This window comes from Shewanella sp. Koi 1, from assembly GCF_052907445.1.
On the sequence record NZ_JBREJM010000001.1, the window covers coordinates 3,977,169 to 3,996,996 of the forward strand.

At 48.0% G+C, this 19,828-nt stretch carries 18 protein-coding genes; 11 read left to right on the forward strand and 7 right to left on the reverse strand.

Going from position 1 to position 19,828, the window contains the following annotated elements; genetic code table 11:
* Positions 1–13 precede the first annotated feature (13 nt).
* A complete protein-coding gene (locus ACUZ8J_RS17560) occupies positions 14–2,209 on the reverse strand; it encodes a TonB-dependent receptor (protein ID WP_446694500.1) in 2,196 nt (731 codons plus the stop codon).
* A 569-nt stretch (positions 2,210–2,778) separates the two neighbouring features.
* On the opposite strand from ACUZ8J_RS17560, the gene ACUZ8J_RS17565 reads away from it, so the two are divergent.
* Positions 2,779–3,243: a chemotaxis protein CheX gene (locus ACUZ8J_RS17565; RefSeq protein WP_086901993.1), complete on the forward strand. Its 465-nt coding sequence runs from the start codon at positions 2,779–2,781 to the stop codon at positions 3,241–3,243.
* A gap of 154 nt (positions 3,244–3,397) precedes the next feature.
* Here the strand turns inward: ACUZ8J_RS17565 and alr are convergent, their stop codons facing one another.
* Together alr and dnaB are read right to left on the reverse strand one after the other, a co-directional pair.
* Positions 3,398–4,474 (reverse strand): alanine racemase, encoded by a 1,077-nt coding sequence (gene alr, locus ACUZ8J_RS17570; RefSeq protein WP_374918141.1) that lies wholly within the window; start codon positions 4,472–4,474, stop codon positions 3,398–3,400.
* A 76-nt stretch (positions 4,475–4,550) separates the two neighbouring features.
* Positions 4,551–5,957: a replicative DNA helicase gene (gene dnaB / locus ACUZ8J_RS17575; protein WP_011715877.1), complete on the reverse strand. Its 1,407-nt coding sequence runs from the start codon at positions 5,955–5,957 to the stop codon at positions 4,551–4,553.
* A gap of 125 nt (positions 5,958–6,082) precedes the next feature.
* Between dnaB and ACUZ8J_RS17580 the strand changes: the two genes are divergently transcribed.
* From ACUZ8J_RS17580 to hydF, 8 genes are all read left to right on the forward strand, one after another.
* Positions 6,083–8,281 carry a S46 family peptidase gene (locus ACUZ8J_RS17580; protein WP_446694501.1) on the forward strand — a complete coding sequence of 733 codons (2,199 nt, stop codon included), beginning with the start codon at positions 6,083–6,085 and terminating at the stop codon, positions 8,279–8,281.
* A 635-nt stretch (positions 8,282–8,916) separates the two neighbouring features.
* Positions 8,917–10,149: an iron hydrogenase large subunit HydA gene (hydA, locus tag ACUZ8J_RS17585; protein WP_446694502.1), complete on the forward strand. Its 1,233-nt coding sequence runs from the start codon at positions 8,917–8,919 to the stop codon at positions 10,147–10,149.
* Between the two features lie 12 nt (positions 10,150–10,161).
* Entirely contained in the window at positions 10,162–10,482 is a 321-nt protein-coding gene (gene hydB, locus ACUZ8J_RS17590; protein ID WP_023268564.1) for an iron hydrogenase small subunit HydB, read from the forward strand.
* A gap of 31 nt (positions 10,483–10,513) precedes the next feature.
* On the forward strand, positions 10,514–11,179 hold the full coding sequence (locus ACUZ8J_RS17595; protein ID WP_342201425.1) for a cytochrome b/b6 domain-containing protein: 666 nt from the start codon (positions 10,514–10,516) through the stop codon (positions 11,177–11,179).
* Positions 11,180–11,249: 70 nt separating this feature from the next.
* Positions 11,250–12,689, forward strand: coding sequence for a [FeFe] hydrogenase H-cluster radical SAM maturase HydG (gene hydG, locus ACUZ8J_RS17600; RefSeq protein ID WP_446694503.1), 1,440 nt, complete (start codon positions 11,250–11,252; stop codon positions 12,687–12,689).
* A complete protein-coding gene (locus ACUZ8J_RS17605; RefSeq protein ID WP_446694504.1) occupies positions 12,690–13,331 on the forward strand; it encodes a hypothetical protein in 642 nt (213 codons plus the stop codon).
* Complete coding sequence (gene hydE, locus ACUZ8J_RS17610) at positions 13,328–14,410, forward strand: [FeFe] hydrogenase H-cluster radical SAM maturase HydE (protein WP_446694505.1); 1,083 nt, start codon at positions 13,328–13,330, stop codon at positions 14,408–14,410. Before ACUZ8J_RS17605 ends, hydE begins: the two co-directional genes overlap by 4 nt.
* Positions 14,394–15,635 (forward strand): [FeFe] hydrogenase H-cluster maturation GTPase HydF, encoded by a 1,242-nt coding sequence (gene hydF / locus ACUZ8J_RS17615; RefSeq protein ID WP_446694506.1) that lies wholly within the window; start codon positions 14,394–14,396, stop codon positions 15,633–15,635. Before hydE ends, hydF begins: the two co-directional genes overlap by 17 nt.
* A gap of 158 nt (positions 15,636–15,793) precedes the next feature.
* Here hydF and rplI read toward each other — a convergent pair whose 3' ends face one another.
* From rplI to rpsF, 4 genes are read right to left on the reverse strand one after another with little or no spacing between them, the layout of a single operon-like run.
* Positions 15,794–16,246: a 50S ribosomal protein L9 gene (gene rplI / locus ACUZ8J_RS17620; RefSeq protein WP_023268570.1), complete on the reverse strand. Its 453-nt coding sequence runs from the start codon at positions 16,244–16,246 to the stop codon at positions 15,794–15,796.
* A gap of 36 nt (positions 16,247–16,282) precedes the next feature.
* Positions 16,283–16,510 (reverse strand): 30S ribosomal protein S18, encoded by a 228-nt coding sequence (gene rpsR, locus ACUZ8J_RS17625; protein WP_006083042.1) that lies wholly within the window; start codon positions 16,508–16,510, stop codon positions 16,283–16,285.
* 11 nt (positions 16,511–16,521) lie between these two features.
* Positions 16,522–16,827: a primosomal replication protein N gene (gene priB, locus ACUZ8J_RS17630; protein ID WP_011073673.1), complete on the reverse strand. Its 306-nt coding sequence runs from the start codon at positions 16,825–16,827 to the stop codon at positions 16,522–16,524.
* An 8-nt stretch (positions 16,828–16,835) separates the two neighbouring features.
* Positions 16,836–17,231 carry a 30S ribosomal protein S6 gene (gene rpsF, locus ACUZ8J_RS17635; protein WP_011073674.1) on the reverse strand — a complete coding sequence of 132 codons (396 nt, stop codon included), beginning with the start codon at positions 17,229–17,231 and terminating at the stop codon, positions 16,836–16,838.
* 224 nt (positions 17,232–17,455) lie between these two features.
* On the opposite strand from rpsF, the gene ACUZ8J_RS17640 reads away from it, so the two are divergent.
* Both ACUZ8J_RS17640 and ACUZ8J_RS17645 read left to right on the forward strand, forming a co-directional pair.
* Positions 17,456–18,199 (forward strand): DUF481 domain-containing protein, encoded by a 744-nt coding sequence (locus ACUZ8J_RS17640; RefSeq protein ID WP_446694961.1) that lies wholly within the window; start codon positions 17,456–17,458, stop codon positions 18,197–18,199.
* A gap of 181 nt (positions 18,200–18,380) precedes the next feature.
* On the forward strand, positions 18,381–19,805 hold the full coding sequence (locus tag ACUZ8J_RS17645) for an MFS transporter (protein ID WP_446694507.1): 1,425 nt from the start codon (positions 18,381–18,383) through the stop codon (positions 19,803–19,805).
* Positions 19,806–19,828 lie beyond the last annotated feature (23 nt).

Here is a 19,828-nt window from a genome sequence, read left to right on the forward strand (position 1 = left end):
CGATTAATATTGCTTAGAAGTGCATATCCGCACTTAACATCACTAAGCGACCAGGGGCCATATTGGCAAAGTGCGCGGTATACGCTTTATCGTAATAACGCTCATCCGTTAGATTTTGCACGTTCAGACGTAAGGTCAAGAATTCACTCATTTTATAGGATGAAGTCAAATCAAAACGCCAGTAGGATGGAATCGACAGCGTGTTAGCCGTATTACCATAAACTTTACCCATGTAGTACGCGCCCGTACCAACAGTAAAATCCTCAGTTACATCGTAAGTCGTGAATAAACTTAAGCTATTTTTAGCGGTATTGGGGAAGCGGTTACCATTTTGCGCTTGGTTATAACCATTGCTTTCCAAGGTCGCATCCAAATAGGTGTAACCGCCAAAACCGTGCCAATGCTCAGTGAAGTCACCGGAGAAGCCAAGTTCAAAACCTTTCACCTTTTGCTCACCGACGTTTTCCTGCGGCGAATTACGATCGCCAGAGGTCGCGACCCGAGCGTTGTTTTTCTCGATTTGGAATACCGAACCATTCAAAGATAAACGTCCGGCAAAGAAGTCCCACTTAGTGCCTAACTCATAGCTTTCAGTATCTTCTGGCTCTAAATCGGCGTTGGTACTGCCGAGGCGATCCGCGCCATCACCATTTGAGGTTCCCGGAGGGTTAGAAGAAGTACCCCACGCGGCATAAATACTGCCGTTTTCAGCGGGCTTATAAAGTACCGATAATTGATAGTTAAAGAAGTCAGTATCATTGCTAAATTGAGAAGTCGAATTCTCGGCACTGGTGCTGTAATCATCCCAACGGATCCCGGCGTTCACCATCCAGGCTTCGGTTAACTCAATGGTGTTAAAGGCATAAAGCGAGCGAGTATCGGTTTCTGTAACTGTCGCATCGGTGCCGAGGGTGATAGTAGCAACCCAAGGATCGTGCGGATTCGGATTATCCAGCAGCGTACAGTTGTAGTTGTCCAGCATCGCCTGATCACAACCCGCGTTGCGGCCATTACCCGTATCGACGGTGTAACTCAAATTGCTAGTACGTTCGTTACTGAGTTCAGTCCCGACGGCAAAACGGTTCGTCATCCCCGCGAGTTTTGCTTCACCCGAGAGTTGTAATTGAGTGGCTAGAGTCTTAGTAACCGAATGGCGCGACTTAGTGTTTCGCCAGACATAACCATTAGCCACGTTGCCCGTGGTATCGTCCGGGTTGGTCACAATATAGTAATTGCTGTTACGGCTATAGATGGAGGTCGAAGTGAACTGCATGTCGTTATTAAAATCATGGCTTATCAACACTGACGCCGTATCATCCATAGTGTCGCGAAAATCCCGCGACAACAGACCATAGAAGTTGTCAGGGTCGACATCCGCTGGCTCGCCCGTAGCCTGATCGTAAGGAATACCATAATCAGGAATGTCATGATTTTCAAAGTGATAATATTCGAGCGTCACTTTCGTTGGCGTGGTTAAACCAAAGGTCACCGAAGGCGCTACGCCCCAACGGTTACCCGTGACTTCATCGCGTCCAGGGGTATCGGCATCGTGGGCCATCATGTTGATACGAACCGCAGCCTCATCGGCAATCACATGGTTAACATCGACGCTGGCGCGTTTAAGGGAATCCGTTCCAACGGCAACGTCAGCATTAATAAAGTCTTCGGATTGCGCTTTTTTGGTCACAATGTTGATGCTACCACCAACGGCACCACGGCCGTTGTAAACAGAGCTTGGGCCTTTCAGGACTTCAATTTGTTCAATGTTAAAGGTTTCGCGGCTTTGAGAGCCCACATTACGCATACCATTGATAAAGGTTGAAGATTGGGCATCGTAACCACGGATGAAAGGTCTATCACCGTAGGGGTTGCCACCCTCACCTGTACCTAAGGTAATACCAGGAGTTGCACGTAGCGCATCGGTAAAACTTTGGGCGCCCATGTCTTTGATTAAATCTTGGTTGATAACGGTAACAGTTTTAGCTGTATTGAGCAGGTCTTCGGTAAATTTACCCGATTGCACTTTACGGGTGTTGTAACCTAAGTACTCACCGTTTACTTCAATATGCTCGACTTTTTTATCAACGACTTGCGTTTGCCCTTCCGTTGCCATCGCGGGAGTGGCCGAAACCGCCATCCCAATCGTTAACGAACCTAAAACATGAGCACCGAGTGTGACTCGGCCATTACGACGTTTTGCAAATTTCATCAAAAACATTCCTGTTGCGGACTAAACCTGTAACAGATGTCCCCCACCTGTTAATCGCCGCTAATATATTCAAAACACAATTTGCAATCAATAATTATTATCATTTACATTACAATTTAATCTTTATCACATTATCAACAGCGATTGAGTGCTAGGTCTCAATTAACAAGATATGAGAATAACATTTGCACCAATTGAGCTTAACAATATGAAAATAATAGAAATTTAGTATTAAGTGGGGAAATACTGCGCTTGCAAAGTCCTGAATAATCAAGCTTCTCTCGAAAAATGATGGATAAATCATTGGAAAGGTATAAGAGGCCGAATGGACCCAAATCAACGGCCGTTGCGCGAAGCAGATGTATTCAGATGCGTAAGATTAAAGGACTGTGTCTTGAGCCTCTGCACGGATAAACAACAATAAAATCGTGAAATTAACCTCACATTTCCATTTGTGTCATCTAAGCTGATAGAGTGTGATTAAGATTGCTGTGGTTCAGCCACTTTTCGTCTAACCTTAATGACATGGTGACCATAAGGCTTAAGTTCATAAGAGGAAACACTGAAGCATGAACGTCAATTTTATTAACCCTTTTCTGCAATCCCTGCTCAATGTCATTTCGACGATGGCAAGCATGGATCTCACTCCGGGCAAGCCCCAAATTAAAACCGACAACTTAGCCAAGGGTGATGTGTCGGGGTTAATTGGTATGGTTGGGCCGCAGACTAAGGGATCGTTATCTATTACCTTTGAACAAAAGCTGGCACTGCAGATCATGCAAAATATGCTTGGGGAAAACCCTGGTAAGATAAACGAAGAAGTCACCGATCTCGTGGGTGAAATCACCAATATGGTTACAGGTGGGGCAAAAAATCTTTTAGGGCAAAAGGGTTACGAGTTCGAAATGGCAACCCCTATGGTGGTCTCGGGTAAAGGGCATACTATTTCCCATAAAGCGAACGGCACCAAAATTATCATGCCCTTCAGCAGCCCATTCGGTAACGCCTTTATTGAAATCTGCTTCGAGAATTAATTCATATCGTTCATGTCGCTCTGCAAGATTGATTATCGCTTCAAAGGCTTAATAACCAAGTGCAGAAAGGCTGACAGCAAACCACTCAATCTCCCGCTTCTTAGGGCATAAAAAACGGCGCAAATGCGCCGTTTTTTATTTCTACTCTGATGGCTTATGCAAGACACACCGCCACCCTTGGGGTGAGTTTAGTCACTAATTCATAGGCGATGGTGCCAATGTGTTCGGCGACTTCCTCAACGGGCAAGGCGGCGCCCCAAAGCAGGGCTTCATCGCCAACTTGGTCTGTCGCATCGGCGCCTAAATCAACGGTTAACATATCCATAGATACACGACCAACAATCGGCACTCGGCGACCATTAACCCATACAGGCGTACCTTCTGGCGCATTGCGCGGATAACCATCACCGTAACCAATCGCCACGACACCAAGGCGAGTATCTTGTTTCGCCGTCCAATAACACCCATAGCCAACGGGCTGTCCCGCCTTGTGATCGCGCACCGCAATCAAACGCGAGACTAAGTTCATCGCCGGGATCAGACCATGATTGGCACCGCAATCCCCCGTCACAGGTGAGACGCCATAGAGTGCAATCCCTGGGCGGATCCAATCCCCTTGGCTCTTAGGCCAATAGAGGGCACCCGCAGAATTGGCTAAAGTTCTAAACCCAGGCAAATCCGCGGTTAACTGGTTAAAGGTTTGCATTTGCACTTGGGTGTAATGATTTTCAGGCTCATCGGCACAGGCAAAGTGAGTCATCAAATGGATAGGCTTGGCGACATTATCACAGGCCATCAAACGCGCATACACCTGCGTAAATTGCTCAGGCGTCACACCTAAACGATGCATGCCCGAATCCACTTTCAACCATACGGTGACAGGTTTTGATAGCGTCGCTTGCTCTAACATCTCGATTTGCGACTCGTGGTGCACCACAGTATCGATATCGTGGGCCACCAACAGAGGTAAATCAGTGCTGCGAAAGAAGCCCTCAAGCAATAACAAGCGCGCCTTCACGCCACCGGCGCGCAATTCTAAGGCCTCTTCTAAACGGGCTAAGCCAAAGCCATCGGCAGTGTGTAAACAGTTGGCGACATTTAATAATCCATGACCATAACCATTGGCTTTCACCACCGCCATCACTTGGCTGCGACTCGCCTGTTGACGCAAGACGGCGAGATTGTTTTGCAGTGCACTACTGCTAATTTCTGCTCGGGGAAAAGGTTTCAAAATTTGCCTTGTCTATTTGGAAAGTCAGGAAATAAAAAAGAATACATAAGCAGTGCTTAGCTTCTAACACCAGAAATTAATCTTCTTCAAACTGCGGGCCAGCGTAGTTATCAAAACGGGAAAACTGGCCTTGGAAGGTCAAGCGCACACGTCCAATGGGGCCGTTACGCTGCTTACCTATGATGATTTCCGCCGTGCCCTTATCGGGAGAATCGTTGTTATACACCTCATCACGGTAAATAAACATGATGAGGTCCGCATCCTGCTCAATAGAACCCGATTCACGTAAGTCCGAGTTCACTGGGCGCTTATCGGCACGTTGTTCGAGCGAGCGGTTAAGCTGGGAAAGTGCAATCACGGGGATCTCTAACTCTTTAGCCAATGCTTTGAGAGATCGAGAAATTTCGGCGATTTCTAGGGTACGGTTGTCCGATAACGCCGGTACTTGCATCAGCTGCAAGTAGTCGACCATGATCATCGATAAGCCGCCATGTTCACGGGCGATACGGCGAGCACGGCTGCGCACTTCGGTCGGGGTTAAGCCTGAACCGTCGTCGATATACATCTTGCCCTGCTCGAGCATGATCCCCATGGTCGATGACACCCGCGCCCAATCCTCATCATCGAGCTGTCCGGTACGGATTTTGGTTTGGTCGACGCGGCCCAAGGAGGCCAACATACGCATCATGATCTGTTCCGAGGGCATCTCGAGACTGAAAATCAGTACAGGCTTGTCTTCATTCATCGCCGCCTGCTCGCAGAGGTTCATCGCGAAAGTGGTTTTACCCATAGAAGGACGCGCCGCGACGATGATCAAGTCGCCGGATTGGAAGCCCGCAGTCATACGGTCGAGATCGCTAAAACCGCTCGACACCCCTGTCACACCGTTATGCGGGTTGTTGTAGAGCTGCTCAATCTTATCGACGGTTTTTTCGAGAATGGTTTTAATGCCTTCGGGACCTTCGTTGGCATTGGTGCGCTGCTCGGCAATCTTAAAGACTTTACTCTCGGCTAAATCGAGCAAGGCACTGGAGTCACGTCCCTCGGGATTGTAACCCGCATCGGCAATCTCATGGGCGACGCGGATCATCTCCCGCACCACGGCGCGCTCGCGCACAATCTCGGCATAGGAAACAATGTTACCCGCGCTCGGGGTGTTTTTGGCGATCTCACCTAAATAGGCAAAGCCGCCCGCTTCTTCGAGTTGATTTTCAACTTCAAGTTGTTCAGAAACCGTAATTAAGTCGATGGGTTGACCACTTTCGACCAAACGGTGCATGGCCGCAAAAATCATTCGGTGGGATCGGGAATAAAAATCCTCTTTCACCACAGTCTCGGCCACTTTATCCCAAGCGTCGGCGTCTAACATCAGGCCACCTAAGACCGATTGTTCAGCCTCAATCGAATGCGGCGGCAGCTTTAAGCTATCGACCTGCACATCTGTCGGCTTATTCTTAGGTTTAAACGCACCTTGTTGTGACATTAACACTCCCGATTTCCAACAACTTAACAAAATATGATATAAAACCCGCGTCAAGCAAACAGGCCGTTTACATTCGCCTGTTACTTCATTCCAACGGACACTCTAACTAAAAATAAGGAAAGAACATGCGTATTGCATTGGTTGCAGCCTTAGTACTGACCTCTGGCGTAGCAACAGCCGATGAAGGACAATGGCAACCTTATCAAATGCCTTCAATTGCAGACAAACTCAGCGCGCGTGGAATCGATATTCCCGCTGACAAATTAGCCGATCTCACCAGTTATCCCATGAATGCCGTTGTTGGGCTGGGCTATTGTACCGCCAGTTTTGTCTCGCCCCAAGGGCTAGTTGTGACAAACCATCATTGTGCCTACAAGGCGATACAATATAACACTAAGAAAGAACATAACTATCTCGAACAGGGCTTTTTAGCCACCTCGATGGATAAAGAACCGTCGGCAGGTCCTAACGAGCGTTTATACATCACCGAAGCCGTGACCAATGTCACCAGCGATGTCACCAAAGACCTCAGTCAAGATCCACTCAAACGCTACGAAGACATTGAAAACCACAGCAAAGCCTTAATCAAAAGCTGTGAGGCCGATGATAACTACCGCTGTAACGTGCGCAGCTTCCACAATGGCTTGGAATATTATCTCATCAAGCAATTGATGATCCGTGATGTGCGCTTGGTGTACGCGCCACCAGAAAGCGTTGGCGCTTACGGCGGTGATATCGATAACTACGAGTATCCACGCCACTCGGGCGATTTTGCCTTCCTGCGCGCCTATGTAGGTAAAGATGGCAAGCCTGCGGCCTACAGTGAAGATAACATTCCTTACACGCCAAAGAGTTACCTGAAAGTGAACGCCGATGGTGTGAAAGCGGGCGACGGCGTGTTTGTGGCGGGTTACCCTGGCACCACTAGCCGTTATAACCTCACCAACGAGCTTAAATTTGCTAGCGACTGGTTATACCCAACTCAGGCAAAACGCTATCAATTACAGATTGATACTATCGAAGCCATGGGTCAGGAAGATGCCGATATCGCCATTAAATATGCAGGCAATATGGCGTCGATGGCGAACCGGATGAAAAAACTCAACGGTCTGCTAGCAGGCTTTAAAGCCACGGATATCGTTGGTATTAAACAGCAACGCGAAGATGATTTTCTGGCTTGGTTAAAGAAAAACCCAGCTCTTAATCAAAACCTTATCAGCGAGCTAGAAGTCTTATTGACCGAGCAGCAACTGCAAACCCAAACCAATTATTACTTCACCAACGCCCAATCGAGCACACTGCTCACTGCGGCCAATAGCCTCTATCGCTTAGCCAAGGAAAAGCAAAAGAGCGATGCCGAGCGTGAAATCGGTTTCCAAGAGCGTGACCTTGCCATGTTCAGCTCGCGCCTGAAGCGTATCGACTCCAGCTTTGACGTTAAAGTCGATAAAACCCTTTGGTTGCAAGATTTAAATTCCTACTTATCACAACCTAACCGTGTTGCAGCCTTAGACAATATGCTGAATCTAGACGACAAAAACGTCAGCCTAGAATCGAAACTCGACGGCCTGTATTCGCTCACAACGCTGACAGACCAAGCGCAACGTCTGGCGTGGATGGATGCCGATGCGAAGGCCTTTGAAACCAGCAGCGATCCCTTTATCCGCCTCGCTGTCGCGTTGTACGACACCAATATGGCACAGGAAAAGGCAGAAAAAATCCTAGCGGGTAAACTGTCTACCGCTCGCCCTGCGTATATGGCCGCCGTTATCGACTACTACAAAGCCAACAACTGGCCTGTGTATCCCGATGCAAACGGTACCCTACGTATCAGCTACGGAATGGTCGATGGTTATCAATCCCGCGATGCCCTCTACAAACAGCCATTTACTCGCCTCGATGGCATCGTAGCTAAACACACTGGTGTTGAACCCTATAACGCTCCGAAAAAACTGCTCGATGCAATCCATGAGCAGCGTTTTGGCGATCACTTAGTGAAATCTGTCTACCAAGATCCACGCGGCTGGATTTGCCGTCTGTTCTCTTGCTTGGACAAGCCTGAAGAATTTAACTCTGTGCCGGTTAACTTCTTGTCGAGTGTCGATACCACGGGTGGTAACTCGGGCTCACCTGTCTTTAACGGCAAAGGCGAACTCGTCGGCCTAAACTTCGATTCCACCTATGAAGCCATTACTAAGGACTGGTTCTTCAACCCCACCATCACCCGCGCCGTACACGTGGATATTCGATATATCCTGTGGATGATGGATGAAGTAGACCATGCTGATAATTTAATTAAAGAACTCGATTTAGTGAGAAATTAATATAAAATTAATATTCAGTGTTAATTGACAATAACATTAGCTGATATTAATTCCATTAATTTAATCAACATAAATTAAGCACCTTTTAAAACCGTTCAAAGAATATTCTTTGGACGGTTTTTATTTTAAGCAATTTGCTAATTTGTGATCTATCACATTATCCATTCGCCATAATCATTCATCAGCCACCTTAATTAGCATTATTTAAACCAAGAGCATTTATGGACAATTTGTCCAAACACAAAATCCAAACGAGTGATAACACCCTCATAATGCAATAAATCACATCGCAAGCCTTTAAAATACAACAAACAGTGTTAGGCGACCGATGACGCCACCATAACGCACTGTATATAAATAATAAATTAAATCGAACCTGATAAACCACAAACACAAAAGTCTATTTTTATTTCTAAAAATTTATCAAAAACGTCTAATAAAACCATTAAAAACGCCTGTTTTATCAAAAAGAATAAAACTTGATCGTTCTCAAGTTTTTTCCAGAATCAATTTCCTATTATCCAGCCGTCTAAAACTTACCAATACGCTTTTGCCATAGGCATAAGCTGCCAAACAAATACATTAAATAACACTGAAAATATAATTCAGGTTGAAAATGAGGAACGCGAAATCCTATGACAGCGACAACTTATCAACCGGGAGAAATCCAAGGGCTGATCAAGATAAATGCATCTAAATGCAAAGGATGTGATGCCTGTAAACAGTTCTGCCCAACCCACGCCATTAATGGCGCCTCGGGTGCAGTACACACTATCGATGAAGATAAATGCTTAAGCTGCGGCCAATGTTTAATTAACTGCCCCTTTAGCGCCATTGAAGAAACCCACAGCGCCCTTGAAACCGTCATTAAAAAGCTCGCCGATAAAAATACTACCGTCGTCGGTATTATCGCCCCTGCCGTGCGGGTCGCAATTGGTGAAGAATTCGGTCTAGGCACGGGCGAACTCGTGACGGGTAAGCTCTATGGTGCGATGAATCAGGCCGGTTTTAAGATTTTCGACTGTAACTTTGCCGCCGATCTCACCATCATGGAAGAAGGCAGTGAGTTTATTCATCGCCTCCATGCCAATGTCAAAGGTGAAGAAAATGCAGGTGCGCTGCCGCAGTTCACCTCCTGCTGCCCAGGTTGGGTGCGTTACCTCGAAACCCGCTATCCAGCGCTACTGCCTAATCTGTCCACCGCTAAATCTCCCCAACAAATGGCAGGTACGGTCGCTAAAACCTACGGTGCTAAGGTGTATCAAATGCAGCCAGAGAATATTTTCACTGTCTCTGTGATGCCTTGTACCTCGAAAAAACTCGAAGCCTCACGCCCCGAATTTAACTCAGCTTGGCAATACCATCAGGAACATGGGGCTCACACACCTTCGTACCAAGATATTGATGCTGTGTTGACCACCCGAGAAATGGCTCAATTGCTCAAACTGCTCGATATCGATCTCGCTAATACCCCCGAGTATCAAGGCGATAGTTTGTTCTCTGAATACACTGGCGCGGGCACTATCTTTGGTACCACTGGTGGCGTAATGGAAGCGGCATTACGTACCGCCCATAAGGTACTTACAGGAACTGAAATGGCTAAGTTGGAATTTGAACCCGTACGCGGGCTAAAAGGCGTCAAATCGGCTTCCGTCAGCCTGTTTGATACACAACTCAACCAGAATGTAACCGTCAATGTCGCTGTAGTACACGACATGGGCAACAACATCGAACCCGTGCTGCGCGATGTAATGGCTGGCACCTCGCCCTATCACTTTATCGAAGTGATGAACTGCGCTGGCGGTTGTGTCAACGGTGGAGGCCAACCTATTGAAGGTAAAGGCTCTTCTTGGCTTGGTAACATTTAACGGAAAACGGATATGAACAAGAAAAAACACCTATTTGCCGAGGACAGTTTCTTTCTGTCACGCCGTAAGTTTATGGCCGTCGGTGCAGCCTTTGTCGCCGCCTTAGCCATTCCTATTGGTTGGTTTACCAGCAAGCTTGAGCGCCGCAATGAGTACATTAAGGCCAGAAGCCAAGGGTTATATAAGGACGACAGCCTAGCGAAAAAGCGTGTCAGCCACGCCAACCCTGCGGTAGAGAAATACTACAAAGAATTCGGTGGCGAGCCATTAGGACATATGTCTCACGAGCTGCTGCACACCCACTTTGTCGACCGCACTAAATTAAGCTCTTGATTGGAGATGAAAAATGCATCAAGAACATGATATGAGACCCATTTTAAAACATCCGCTAAACGTCAGGATCTTCCACTACATCCTGCTACTGAGCTTTTTGCCGTTAGCCGCGACGGGTTTGTTATTGTTTTTTAAACCGCTTTCCCAAGAAGGTATGCAGCTAACCTATGATGTGCACATCATTGCGGGGATTGTTATGGCCCTCGATGCCGTGGCATTTACCATCATGGCATTCGACCGAGTGGTGCTATTTATCGCCCGCGTGTTCAGCTTCTCCGAGCGTGACGTGAAATGGTTTATGGTGTTAGGGGGTTACCCACAGAAATTCTTACTGGGTAAAAAAGTGCCTATCCCTCCGATGAACAAGTACAACTCTGGCCAGAAGCTCTTTGGTGCCTGCGTACTGATTGGCGGCACAGTGCTTATCCTCTCCGGCTTAGTGCTGTGGCTTATCCCCCACGCTGCGCCGCGGGATATAGTGTGGTTTTTAGGTCAAGCCCATTTAGTCTCAGGCCTAGTGTTAACCGCCTTCTTACCCGTGCATTTATTCCTCGCGGTGTACCGCTTCGATGACTTCAAAGCCATGATGATCCACGGCAATGTGCCCTACCATGATGCCGCCGAGTACACCCCGCTATGGGTCAAAAATGAAATTGCCCCCGTCGCCACAAACGGCGAACAACTGACCAGCAAATAGCAAGGTCTCCTGCGGCAGTTGCTCAACAACTGTCGCATTTCTGCATTCACACTCAAGGGCATAGATAACCATGAGCACACACGAGCATCATTCTATTACCGTCTCTGACTATAATCCCAACGTCAGTTTTATTGACGATCAGGCGATTTGGCAGGCCATTGAAGACGCTAGCAATCCGAGTCGCGAGCAAGTCCTCGCCATTCTCGACAAAGCGCGCCAATGCGAAGGCTTAAGCATTCAAGAAACCGCTCTCCTACTGCAAAACCAAGATAAAGCGCTGGATGAAGCACTCTTTGCCGTCGCCCGTGAGATTAAAAACACCATTTACGGCAATCGTATTGTGATGTTTGCGCCGCTGTATGTGTCGAATCATTGCGCCAACAGTTGTAGCTACTGCGGCTTTAATGCCGATAATCATGAGCTAAAACGAAAGACCTTAAAACAGGATGAGATCCGCCAAGAAGTTGCGATCCTCGAAGAAATGGGCCACAAACGGATCTTGGCCGTTTATGGCGAGCATCCACGCAACAATGTGCAAGCCATTGTTGAAAGTATTCAAACCATGTACAGCGTTAAGCAGGGCAAGGGTGGCGAAATTCGCCGTATCAACGTCAACTGCGCGCCAATGAGTGTGGAAGACTTTAAACAACTTAAAACCGCGGCGATAGGCACTTATCAATGCTTCCAAGAAACCTATCATCAAGACACCTACAGCCAAGTCCATCTTAAAGGTAAAAAAACCGACTTTTTATACCGCCTCTACGCCATGCACAGGGCAATGGAAGCGGGAATCGATGATGTCGGTATCGGCGCCCTCTTTGGCCTGTATGACCATAGATTTGAGCTGCTCGCCATGCTCACCCATGTTCAGCAACTCGAAAAAGACTGTGGCGTTGGCCCGCATACTATCTCCTTCCCGCGGATAGAACCCGCCCATGGCTCCGCTATCAGTGAAAAGCCGCCCTATGAGGTCGATGATGACTGCTTTAAGCGCATTGTAGCCATCACTCGCCTCGCCGTACCTTATACAGGCTTGATTATGAGTACACGGGAGAGCGCGGCCCTACGTAAAGAGTTGTTAGAACTCGGCGTATCACAAATCAGTGCAGGCTCACGCACTGCGCCGGGTGGCTATCAAGACAGCAAGCTAAATCAACACGATGCCGAGCAATTTAGCCTTGGCGATCATCGCGCCATGGATGAGATCATCTATGAATTAGTTACGGATTCGGATGCCATCCCCTCTTTCTGTACAGGCTGTTACCGTAAAGGGCGCACTGGCGATCACTTTATGGGATTAGCCAAACAGCAGTTTATTGGCAAGTTCTGCCAGCCGAATGCCTTGATCACCTTTAGGGAATATCTGAACGACTACGCCAGCGATAAAACCCGCGAGGCAGGTAACGCCCTGATAGAGCGAGAGCTCGCCAAAATGAGTCCATCACGGGAACGTAATGTGCGTGGCTGTTTGCAAAAAACCGATGCGGGTGAACGGGATATCTATCTGTAAATGGCACCTTATTTATTTTCTGAGCCCGGCGTGCAGTTGCATTTTGGCCTTAACACTAGCGCCTTACTGAATGCGATAGAGCGCGCTGATGTAATCGTGTTACACGCGTCGATTTACAGTAATTTTGCCGATAATGCCGTGGGGCAGTTGTTATTAAAGCGGCTACAAAACGCCCGCTTAAGGCAACTCACCCTGATTAAACTTGAGCCCACTCGTCTATGGCGGGATGAGTTTGCCACCATCTTAAGACCTGAGATGCCACTGCCGGAAGTGGAACGACTCTATGAAAACTCCCGACACTGGTGCGCCGAGCTTAAAACGCAGTTTCCTGAGGCCATCAATTTAGTCTCGACCCAAGCGCTGCCACTGCAACCTATATTGCTGATTGGCGATAGACTCTTTGTCGGCCACTACGCCCACAGCAATTACACCTCGGCTCAAGGACTTTGGCTGGAGTTTGATACTATTGCTTTAGGCCTTGCGCCAAACAGCTTAATCGATTGGTTTGATACTGGCGTCCCCAGTGAGCAAAACTCAGCGGTGGTAGTAGCACTTGGCCGTTATGTTGAGGAATGCCGCCGCGCAGTGGGTGAGCTTTGGTATCAGAGCTTGATTGAGCTAGATAAAGGGCGTAACAGATGAACACTCGCCCTAGCCCGCCAGTACCAGTCACTCAGCCAACATCCGTTAAACCGACGTTGCTTAAGCCCACGGCGTTTTCCTATGCCGAAATCCTTTCGCTACTTCAGGGACAAGACGATGAATGGCTATTTAGTCGCGCCCAGCTCGCCACTGAATTGCAATTTAATCAACAGGTGTATTTACGCGGCATTGTCGAGTTTTCGAATCACTGTCGTAACCACTGCCATTACTGTGGTTTACGCACCGAAAATCGACAGGTAACACGCTATCGGCTCTCGAACGAAGAAATCCTTAACGCTGTGGCTAGCATTGCCGAGCTGGGACTAGGTACTGTGGTGCTGCAATCGGGGGATGACTTTAACTACAGCGGCAATCGTATAAGTACCCTGATTACTGAGATTAAACGTCACCACAATCTAGCAATCACTCTGTCACTGGGTGATCGCAAACATCAAGAGCTGGAAAAATGGCGCGAAGTTGGAGCAGATCGCTATTTACTCAAGATGGAAACTTTCGACCGCGCCCTCTTTGCTCGGTGTAGACCTAAAGCCAATTTTGACGAGCGCATTGCAAGGCTCAATTATCTTAAGTCACTGGGATATCAAACTGGCTCAGGAATTATTGTCGATTTACCGGGAATGACGGATGCGATCTTAGCCCGTGATATTCAGCTATTAACCGAACTACAACTCGATATGCTGGCCTGCGGCCCTTTTATCGCCCATCAGCAAACACCGTTTGCGACTTCAGCCAATGGCAGCGCCCTTAAGAGTCATCGAGTGAGCGCTATTTTGCGACTGATGAATCCAGGGGCAAATATTCCCGCCACCAGTTCACTCGACGCCCTTGAGAAGGGCGCAAGGGAGCAGGCACTAAAGCGAGGTTGCAATGTGATTATGCCCTCCTTCACCCCAACACAAGTGAGTGGCGATTACAGCATTTATCCGGGAAAAAACCAGCAACAACAGTCAGCCACAGCACGACTTAAGCAAGTCTGTCAGCAAATTCAACGCCACGGGCTCCTGCCATCCTTTAGCCGTGGTGATTCAAAAAGGAACCAATATGTGTCAAGGCATTAATCCACAAGAGCACTCCCAAGCCCAATCGGCACCTCGGGGCATGCGTTACCATATAGCCTTAGTCGGTCGACGCAATGCGGGTAAGTCTTCTCTGCTCAATATGATCGCGGGGCAACAGATCTCCATTGTGTCCGATATTAAGGGCACCACGACTGATGCCGTAGCCAAGGCCTATGAGTTACAGCCCCTGGGGCCTGTGACCTTTTATGACACTGCCGGGATCGATGATGACGGAGAATTAGGTACAATGCGGGTGAAGGCGACTCGTAGAGTGTTATTCCGCTCCGATATGGCACTCTTGGTGGTGGACGAACAAGGGCTTTATCCATCGGATATCGCCTTAGTAAACGAAATACAGCAGATGCGAATGCCAATATTGGTGGTCTTCAACAAGGCTGATATCTACATGCCTAAAACTGAAGATATTGCCTTCTGCCAACAGCAATCATTACCTTATATTGTGGTCTCGGCTACCACAGGTCTTGCGGCCAAAACACTTAAGCAGCAGATTATCGATTTAGCACCCGCGGAATATAAGCAAGAGCCACTGCTAGCGGGCGACCTCTATCAAGCGGGGGACATTATCCTCTGCGTCGTACCAATCGATATGGCAGCACCGAAAGGACGCTTAATCCTGCCGCAGGTACAGATCCTTAGGGAAGCATTGGATCGCAGCGCGATCGCAATGGTGGTGAAAGAAACAGAACTCGAAAAGGCATTATCCGTCGTCACCCCCAAACTGGTGATCTCAGATGCTCAGGCAATTAAACAAGTCGCCGCCCTAGTACCAGCATCGATTCCACTCACGACTTTCTCAACCCTATTTGCGCGTTTTAAAGGGGATTTGCCCACCCTTGCCGCAGGCGCTGAGGCGTTAGATAAATTGCAAGATGGCGATAAAGTGCTCATCGCCGAAGCCTGCAGCCACAATGTACAGGAAGATGATATCGGCCGAGTCAAACTCCCCCGCTGGATAAATAGCTATACGGGTAAACAACTCGAATTTATCGTGACGTCCGGCCACGACTTTCCCGATGATTTAGAGCAATATGCCCTCGTCATCCACTGCGGTGCCTGTATGTTTAACCGCAATGAAATGATCCGCCGCATCCACGAATGCCAACGGCGCAATGTGCCTATCACTAACTACGGGGTCGCGATTTCAAAGCTACAGGGCGTGCTACCACGGGTGCTTGCGCCTTTTAACAACAGTCTTCAGCAATAACATATTGAGCCTTAGTGCCAGGCTTAGCTGCGATGAAGTAGCTAAGCCTGTTTATCCTTGATGCTTGACAAACAACCACTTACACAACAATACGAACTAAATCGCGCCCATAAAAAAACACCGCCGAAGCGGTGTTTTTCATTTAAAGCAGTTGGTAATTAAGCTTCTGCAACAACAGATACTTTAACAACAGCTTTAACTTCAGTGTGTAACTGAACTTCAACTTCGAAGTCGCCAGTAGTACGCAGAGCGCCTAATGGTAAACGAACTTCTGATTTAGCCAGTTCAACGCCAGCAGCAGTTACTGCATCAGCGATGTCACGAGTGCCAACTGAACCAAACAGTTTGCCTTCATCACCAGCTTTAGAAGCGATAACAACAGCTTCCAGAGCAGCGATTTTTTCAGCGCGTTGGTTAGCAGCAGCCAGATCAGCAGCTAATTTAGCTTCTAATTCAGCGCGACGAGCCTCAAATACTTTAACGTTGCTTTCGTTAGCAACAACAGCTTTACCTTGTGGCAGCAGGTAGTTACGAGCGTAACCAGCTTTAACTGCAACTTGGTCACCCAGATTACCCAGGTTAGCGATTTTATCAAGCAGAATAACGTTCATTATCAAATCCTCTATATTCGATTAGGAATACTGCAATTACTGATGTAAATCAGTGTATGGCAGTAGAGAAAGATAACGAGCACGCTTGATTGCGCGAGCTAGTTGACGCTGATATTTAGCACTAGTACCAGTGATACGGCTTGGAACAATCTTGCCGCTTTCAGTGATGTAGTTCTTTAAAGTAACGATATCTTTGTAATCAATTTCTGCAACACCTTCAGCGGTGAAACGGCAGAACTTGCGACGACGGAAATAACGTGCCATTTGACAGTCTCCTAAGTTTTCAATTCGACATTTTCGGCATGGATGACTAAGCGATTTTGGCCATTTCGCCCCTGTTGAAGCGTCATAAAACCTTGAACTTGTACTTCCACACCTGCTTTCAGATTGTCTGCCACGCTCTCAAAGCGTGGGCCACTCAATATCACTTGTATTTGTACGTAGACGTTGCGGAGCATATCTGCTTCATAACGCTGCGATTTGTGTTCTAGCATTATCACACTGTGTGCGATGCCTGCCGGGCTTTTAAAGCGTCTGGAACGGGTTATGGTTCCTGACAACACCAAGTTATTGGTGGTCACAGATAAACTTACTCAGCGATTTCTTCAGCGTTAGCTTCATCATATGAGCGGTCGCCAGCTGGGCCACGACGTGAATCGCGCTCATCTTTAGCTTTCGCCATTGGAGATGCTTCGGTGATGGCACCTTTAGTACGCATTACCATGTTACGCAGAACTGCGTCGTTGAAACGGAAAGCAGTTTCTAGCTCTTCAATCGTCTCTGCTGGTGCTTCAACGTTCATCAGAACGTAGTGAGCTTTGTGCAGGTCTTGGATTGGGTAAGCCAGTTGACGACGGCCCCAATCTTCTAAACGGTGGATTTTGCCGTTAGCTTCGGTGATTGCACCGGTGTAACGCTCAATCATACCTGGTACTTGTTCACTTTGATCTGGGTGAACCATAAATACGATTTCGTAATGACGCATTTATTGCTCCTTACGGTTATGTAGCCTCGTTATTGGCTCAGTCAGACCAAGTGGAGGCAAGGAACGAAAATAGTGACTGATTCGAGCGCGAGATAGTACAGAAAGCAGACGCGAAACTCAAGCAATAACTTTGCCTCAACCCCCAATACGGGTATGATGACGCCTCACCCCTATTCGGATATCAGACACCAGCCATTCAAGAACCCTGACTAATGTTACGAGCAATGCTAAAAGTTATCGCCCCTGTGAGTTTGTTTTACCTATCTTTTCAGGCACTTGCGCTTGTGCCTCCCGATTATCAGGAACCGCCAAGCGATTTTACTGCAGAAGTCGAAGCTGGCTTACAGTTGAACACGGGTAATACCGAGTCGAGCAGTTTTAATGGTCGCACCCAGCTGATTTACGATGCCAAGCAAACAAAACAAGAAGCCACGCTAAAAGCGTATTTTGCTTCAGAGAAAAACCAAACCACCTCAGAGAAGTACGAACTCCAATTGCAGAGCAACTATAAACTCACTAAGGGCTATATCTTTGGCCGTGGTGACTTTACTTGGGATCAGTTCGGTAGTTATACCCAAATTTCAACCCTTTCTTCGGGTTATGGTTTTAATGCCATCAGTACCTATAAGACCAAACTCAGCCTCGAAGTCGGTCCGGGTTATCGATACAACCTGCCTGCAGAATCGGTAGCAGAGCCCGATCCCGCCGCCGAAAAGGATGTGATTTTACGTACTGCGGCAAAGTTTTCGCAAAAATTGCAGGAATACACCAGCATCAATGCCGATCTCACCGCCGAGGTGGGCGAGAATAACAACACTCTCACCCTCGACATGAACTACAAGAACTTAGTGTTTCAGGATTGGGCATTTAAAATCGGCATGAACGTCAAGTACACCGAAGTGGTTCCCGAAGGCAGTAAGCAGACAGACACAGTCACCACCTTTAACTTGCTCTACACCTTTAGATAATCGAGGTACTCAGAGGTTTGGCTGAAAACAAGTTCACCCTCTCAGCCAAATCCCATTTCAGTCGAATTGAGTGACCCACACACAAAAATGATAACTCAGTCATTAAATCCCAACATTTTGCAACACGGAATACACACCAACTCCTGATATACTCTCCCTGCAACCACACAAGGAGTAGTTAATGGCAAATCCGCTACGCACTTTCGCCTCTTTATATAGCACGACTCTATTAACTGTGTTGGCAGGCGGTTTACTCACCACCTATTTAGGCCTGCGCCTGTCGGTGATGCACGTTCCACAGTTATGGATAGGCGGCATGATGTCGGCCTATTACGTCGGTCTGGTGGCGGGCTCTAAGATAGGCCACCGTTTGATTGCCCAAGTCGGGCATATTCGCGCCTTTGTCGCCAGCGCTGGGATAGTGGCCGCCTCCGCGCTCGGCCACGCCTTAGTGGATGAGTTAGCTGTTTGGATCCTCTTAAGACTTATCGTCGGTATGGGCATGATGTGCCAATACATGGTGCTCGAAAGCTGGCTCAATGAGCAGGCAGAAAGCAGCCAACGCGGCACTGTGTTTGCCAGCTACATGATAGTCTCGTACTTCGGTTTGATATTGGGCCAAGGTGCCATCAGCCTCTATCCTGAACTCGGCCTAGAGCCGCTGTTACTGATCGCCATCTGTTTTGCCCTGTGTATTGTGCCCATTTCCTTGACCCGCCGTATTCACCCTGCGCCACTGGTGCCCGCGCCCTTAAAAATCGCCCATTATTGGCGCAAAGCCCCGCAAGCACTGACGACTATTGCGATAGGTAGCATGATTGTCGGCTCCTTTTACGGCTTGGCGCCCGCCTATGCGAGTAACTTAGGTTTACCGCCCGAGAAAGTCGCCACCTATATGACGGCCACCATTCTTGCGGGTCTGCTGGCGCAATGGCCGATGGGGAAATTATCCGACATTATGTCCCGCAGCCGGCTTATCCGCATTAACTGCGTATTGCTTGGGATCTTAGCCTTAGCTATCGCCCTCACGCCTTACCACCCCACACTCTCACTGGTGATGACGTTTCTGTTCGGTATTCTTGGTTTTACCTTCTACCCTTTGGCGACGGCACTGGCCAACTCCCGTGTCGAGCAGAGCGAAAGGGTCGGTCTGTCGGCTACCATATTACTGACCTTCGGTCTTGGCGCCAGTATCGGTCCGCTTATCGCCTCAACCCTAATGCAATGGCTCGGCAACAGCATGCTCTATGGTTTTATGTCGGCCTGTACCTTAATTCTGTTTTTACGCCTGCGTTATGTTCACTCACAACAAAAGGCCGAAACCAACGTGACTCAAGACTACATCATGGCAACCGGTGACTTAGTCTCATCCCCGCTCGCGGCCGCGCTCGACCCAAGGGTTGATGTCGAATCGGTGCAGGAACAAATGACTCCCACGCCCAGCGACGATGAAGAAGATTTAGGTGCCGATACCCTCGAAGATGATGACACTGACAGCGAACAACAGCTGACATTCGAGTTTGACGTTAATCCAGAGCCGACTTTTGTTGACGCAGAAAGTCACGACTTAGAAGAGTCTAATCTCGATACGGTGAAAACCGCTTAAGAGGGATTTCAGTAATTCGGGAC

Excerpts from the sequence above, each read along its gene's own strand:
- rplI (WP_023268570.1), bottom strand. The coding sequence starts at position 16,246 with ATGAACGTTATTCTGCTTGATAAAATCGCTAACCTGGGTAATCTGGGT.
- ACUZ8J_RS17640 (WP_446694961.1), top strand. The coding sequence starts at position 17,456 with ATGCTAAAAGTTATCGCCCCTGTGAGTTTGTTTTACCTATCTTTTCAG.
- ACUZ8J_RS17605 (WP_446694504.1), top strand. The coding sequence starts at position 12,690 with ATGGCACCTTATTTATTTTCTGAGCCCGGCGTGCAGTTGCATTTTGGC.
- rpsR (WP_006083042.1), bottom strand. The coding sequence starts at position 16,510 with ATGGCACGTTATTTCCGTCGTCGCAAGTTCTGCCGTTTCACCGCTGAA.
- ACUZ8J_RS17565 (WP_086901993.1), top strand. The coding sequence starts at position 2,779 with ATGAACGTCAATTTTATTAACCCTTTTCTGCAATCCCTGCTCAATGTC.
- hydB (WP_023268564.1), top strand. The coding sequence starts at position 10,162 with ATGAACAAGAAAAAACACCTATTTGCCGAGGACAGTTTCTTTCTGTCA.
- ACUZ8J_RS17645 (WP_446694507.1), top strand. The coding sequence starts at position 18,381 with ATGGCAAATCCGCTACGCACTTTCGCCTCTTTATATAGCACGACTCTA.
- dnaB (WP_011715877.1), bottom strand. The coding sequence starts at position 5,957 with ATGTCACAACAAGGTGCGTTTAAACCTAAGAATAAGCCGACAGATGTG.
- hydE (WP_446694505.1), top strand. The coding sequence starts at position 13,328 with ATGAACACTCGCCCTAGCCCGCCAGTACCAGTCACTCAGCCAACATCC.
- rpsF (WP_011073674.1), bottom strand. The coding sequence starts at position 17,231 with ATGCGTCATTACGAAATCGTATTTATGGTTCACCCAGATCAAAGTGAA.
- ACUZ8J_RS17595 (WP_342201425.1), top strand. The coding sequence starts at position 10,514 with ATGAGACCCATTTTAAAACATCCGCTAAACGTCAGGATCTTCCACTAC.
- hydA (WP_446694502.1), top strand. The coding sequence starts at position 8,917 with ATGACAGCGACAACTTATCAACCGGGAGAAATCCAAGGGCTGATCAAG.
- ACUZ8J_RS17560 (WP_446694500.1), bottom strand. The coding sequence starts at position 2,209 with ATGAAATTTGCAAAACGTCGTAATGGCCGAGTCACACTCGGTGCTCAT.
- hydG (WP_446694503.1), top strand. The coding sequence starts at position 11,250 with ATGAGCACACACGAGCATCATTCTATTACCGTCTCTGACTATAATCCC.
- hydF (WP_446694506.1), top strand. The coding sequence starts at position 14,394 with ATGTGTCAAGGCATTAATCCACAAGAGCACTCCCAAGCCCAATCGGCA.
- ACUZ8J_RS17580 (WP_446694501.1), top strand. The coding sequence starts at position 6,083 with ATGCGTATTGCATTGGTTGCAGCCTTAGTACTGACCTCTGGCGTAGCA.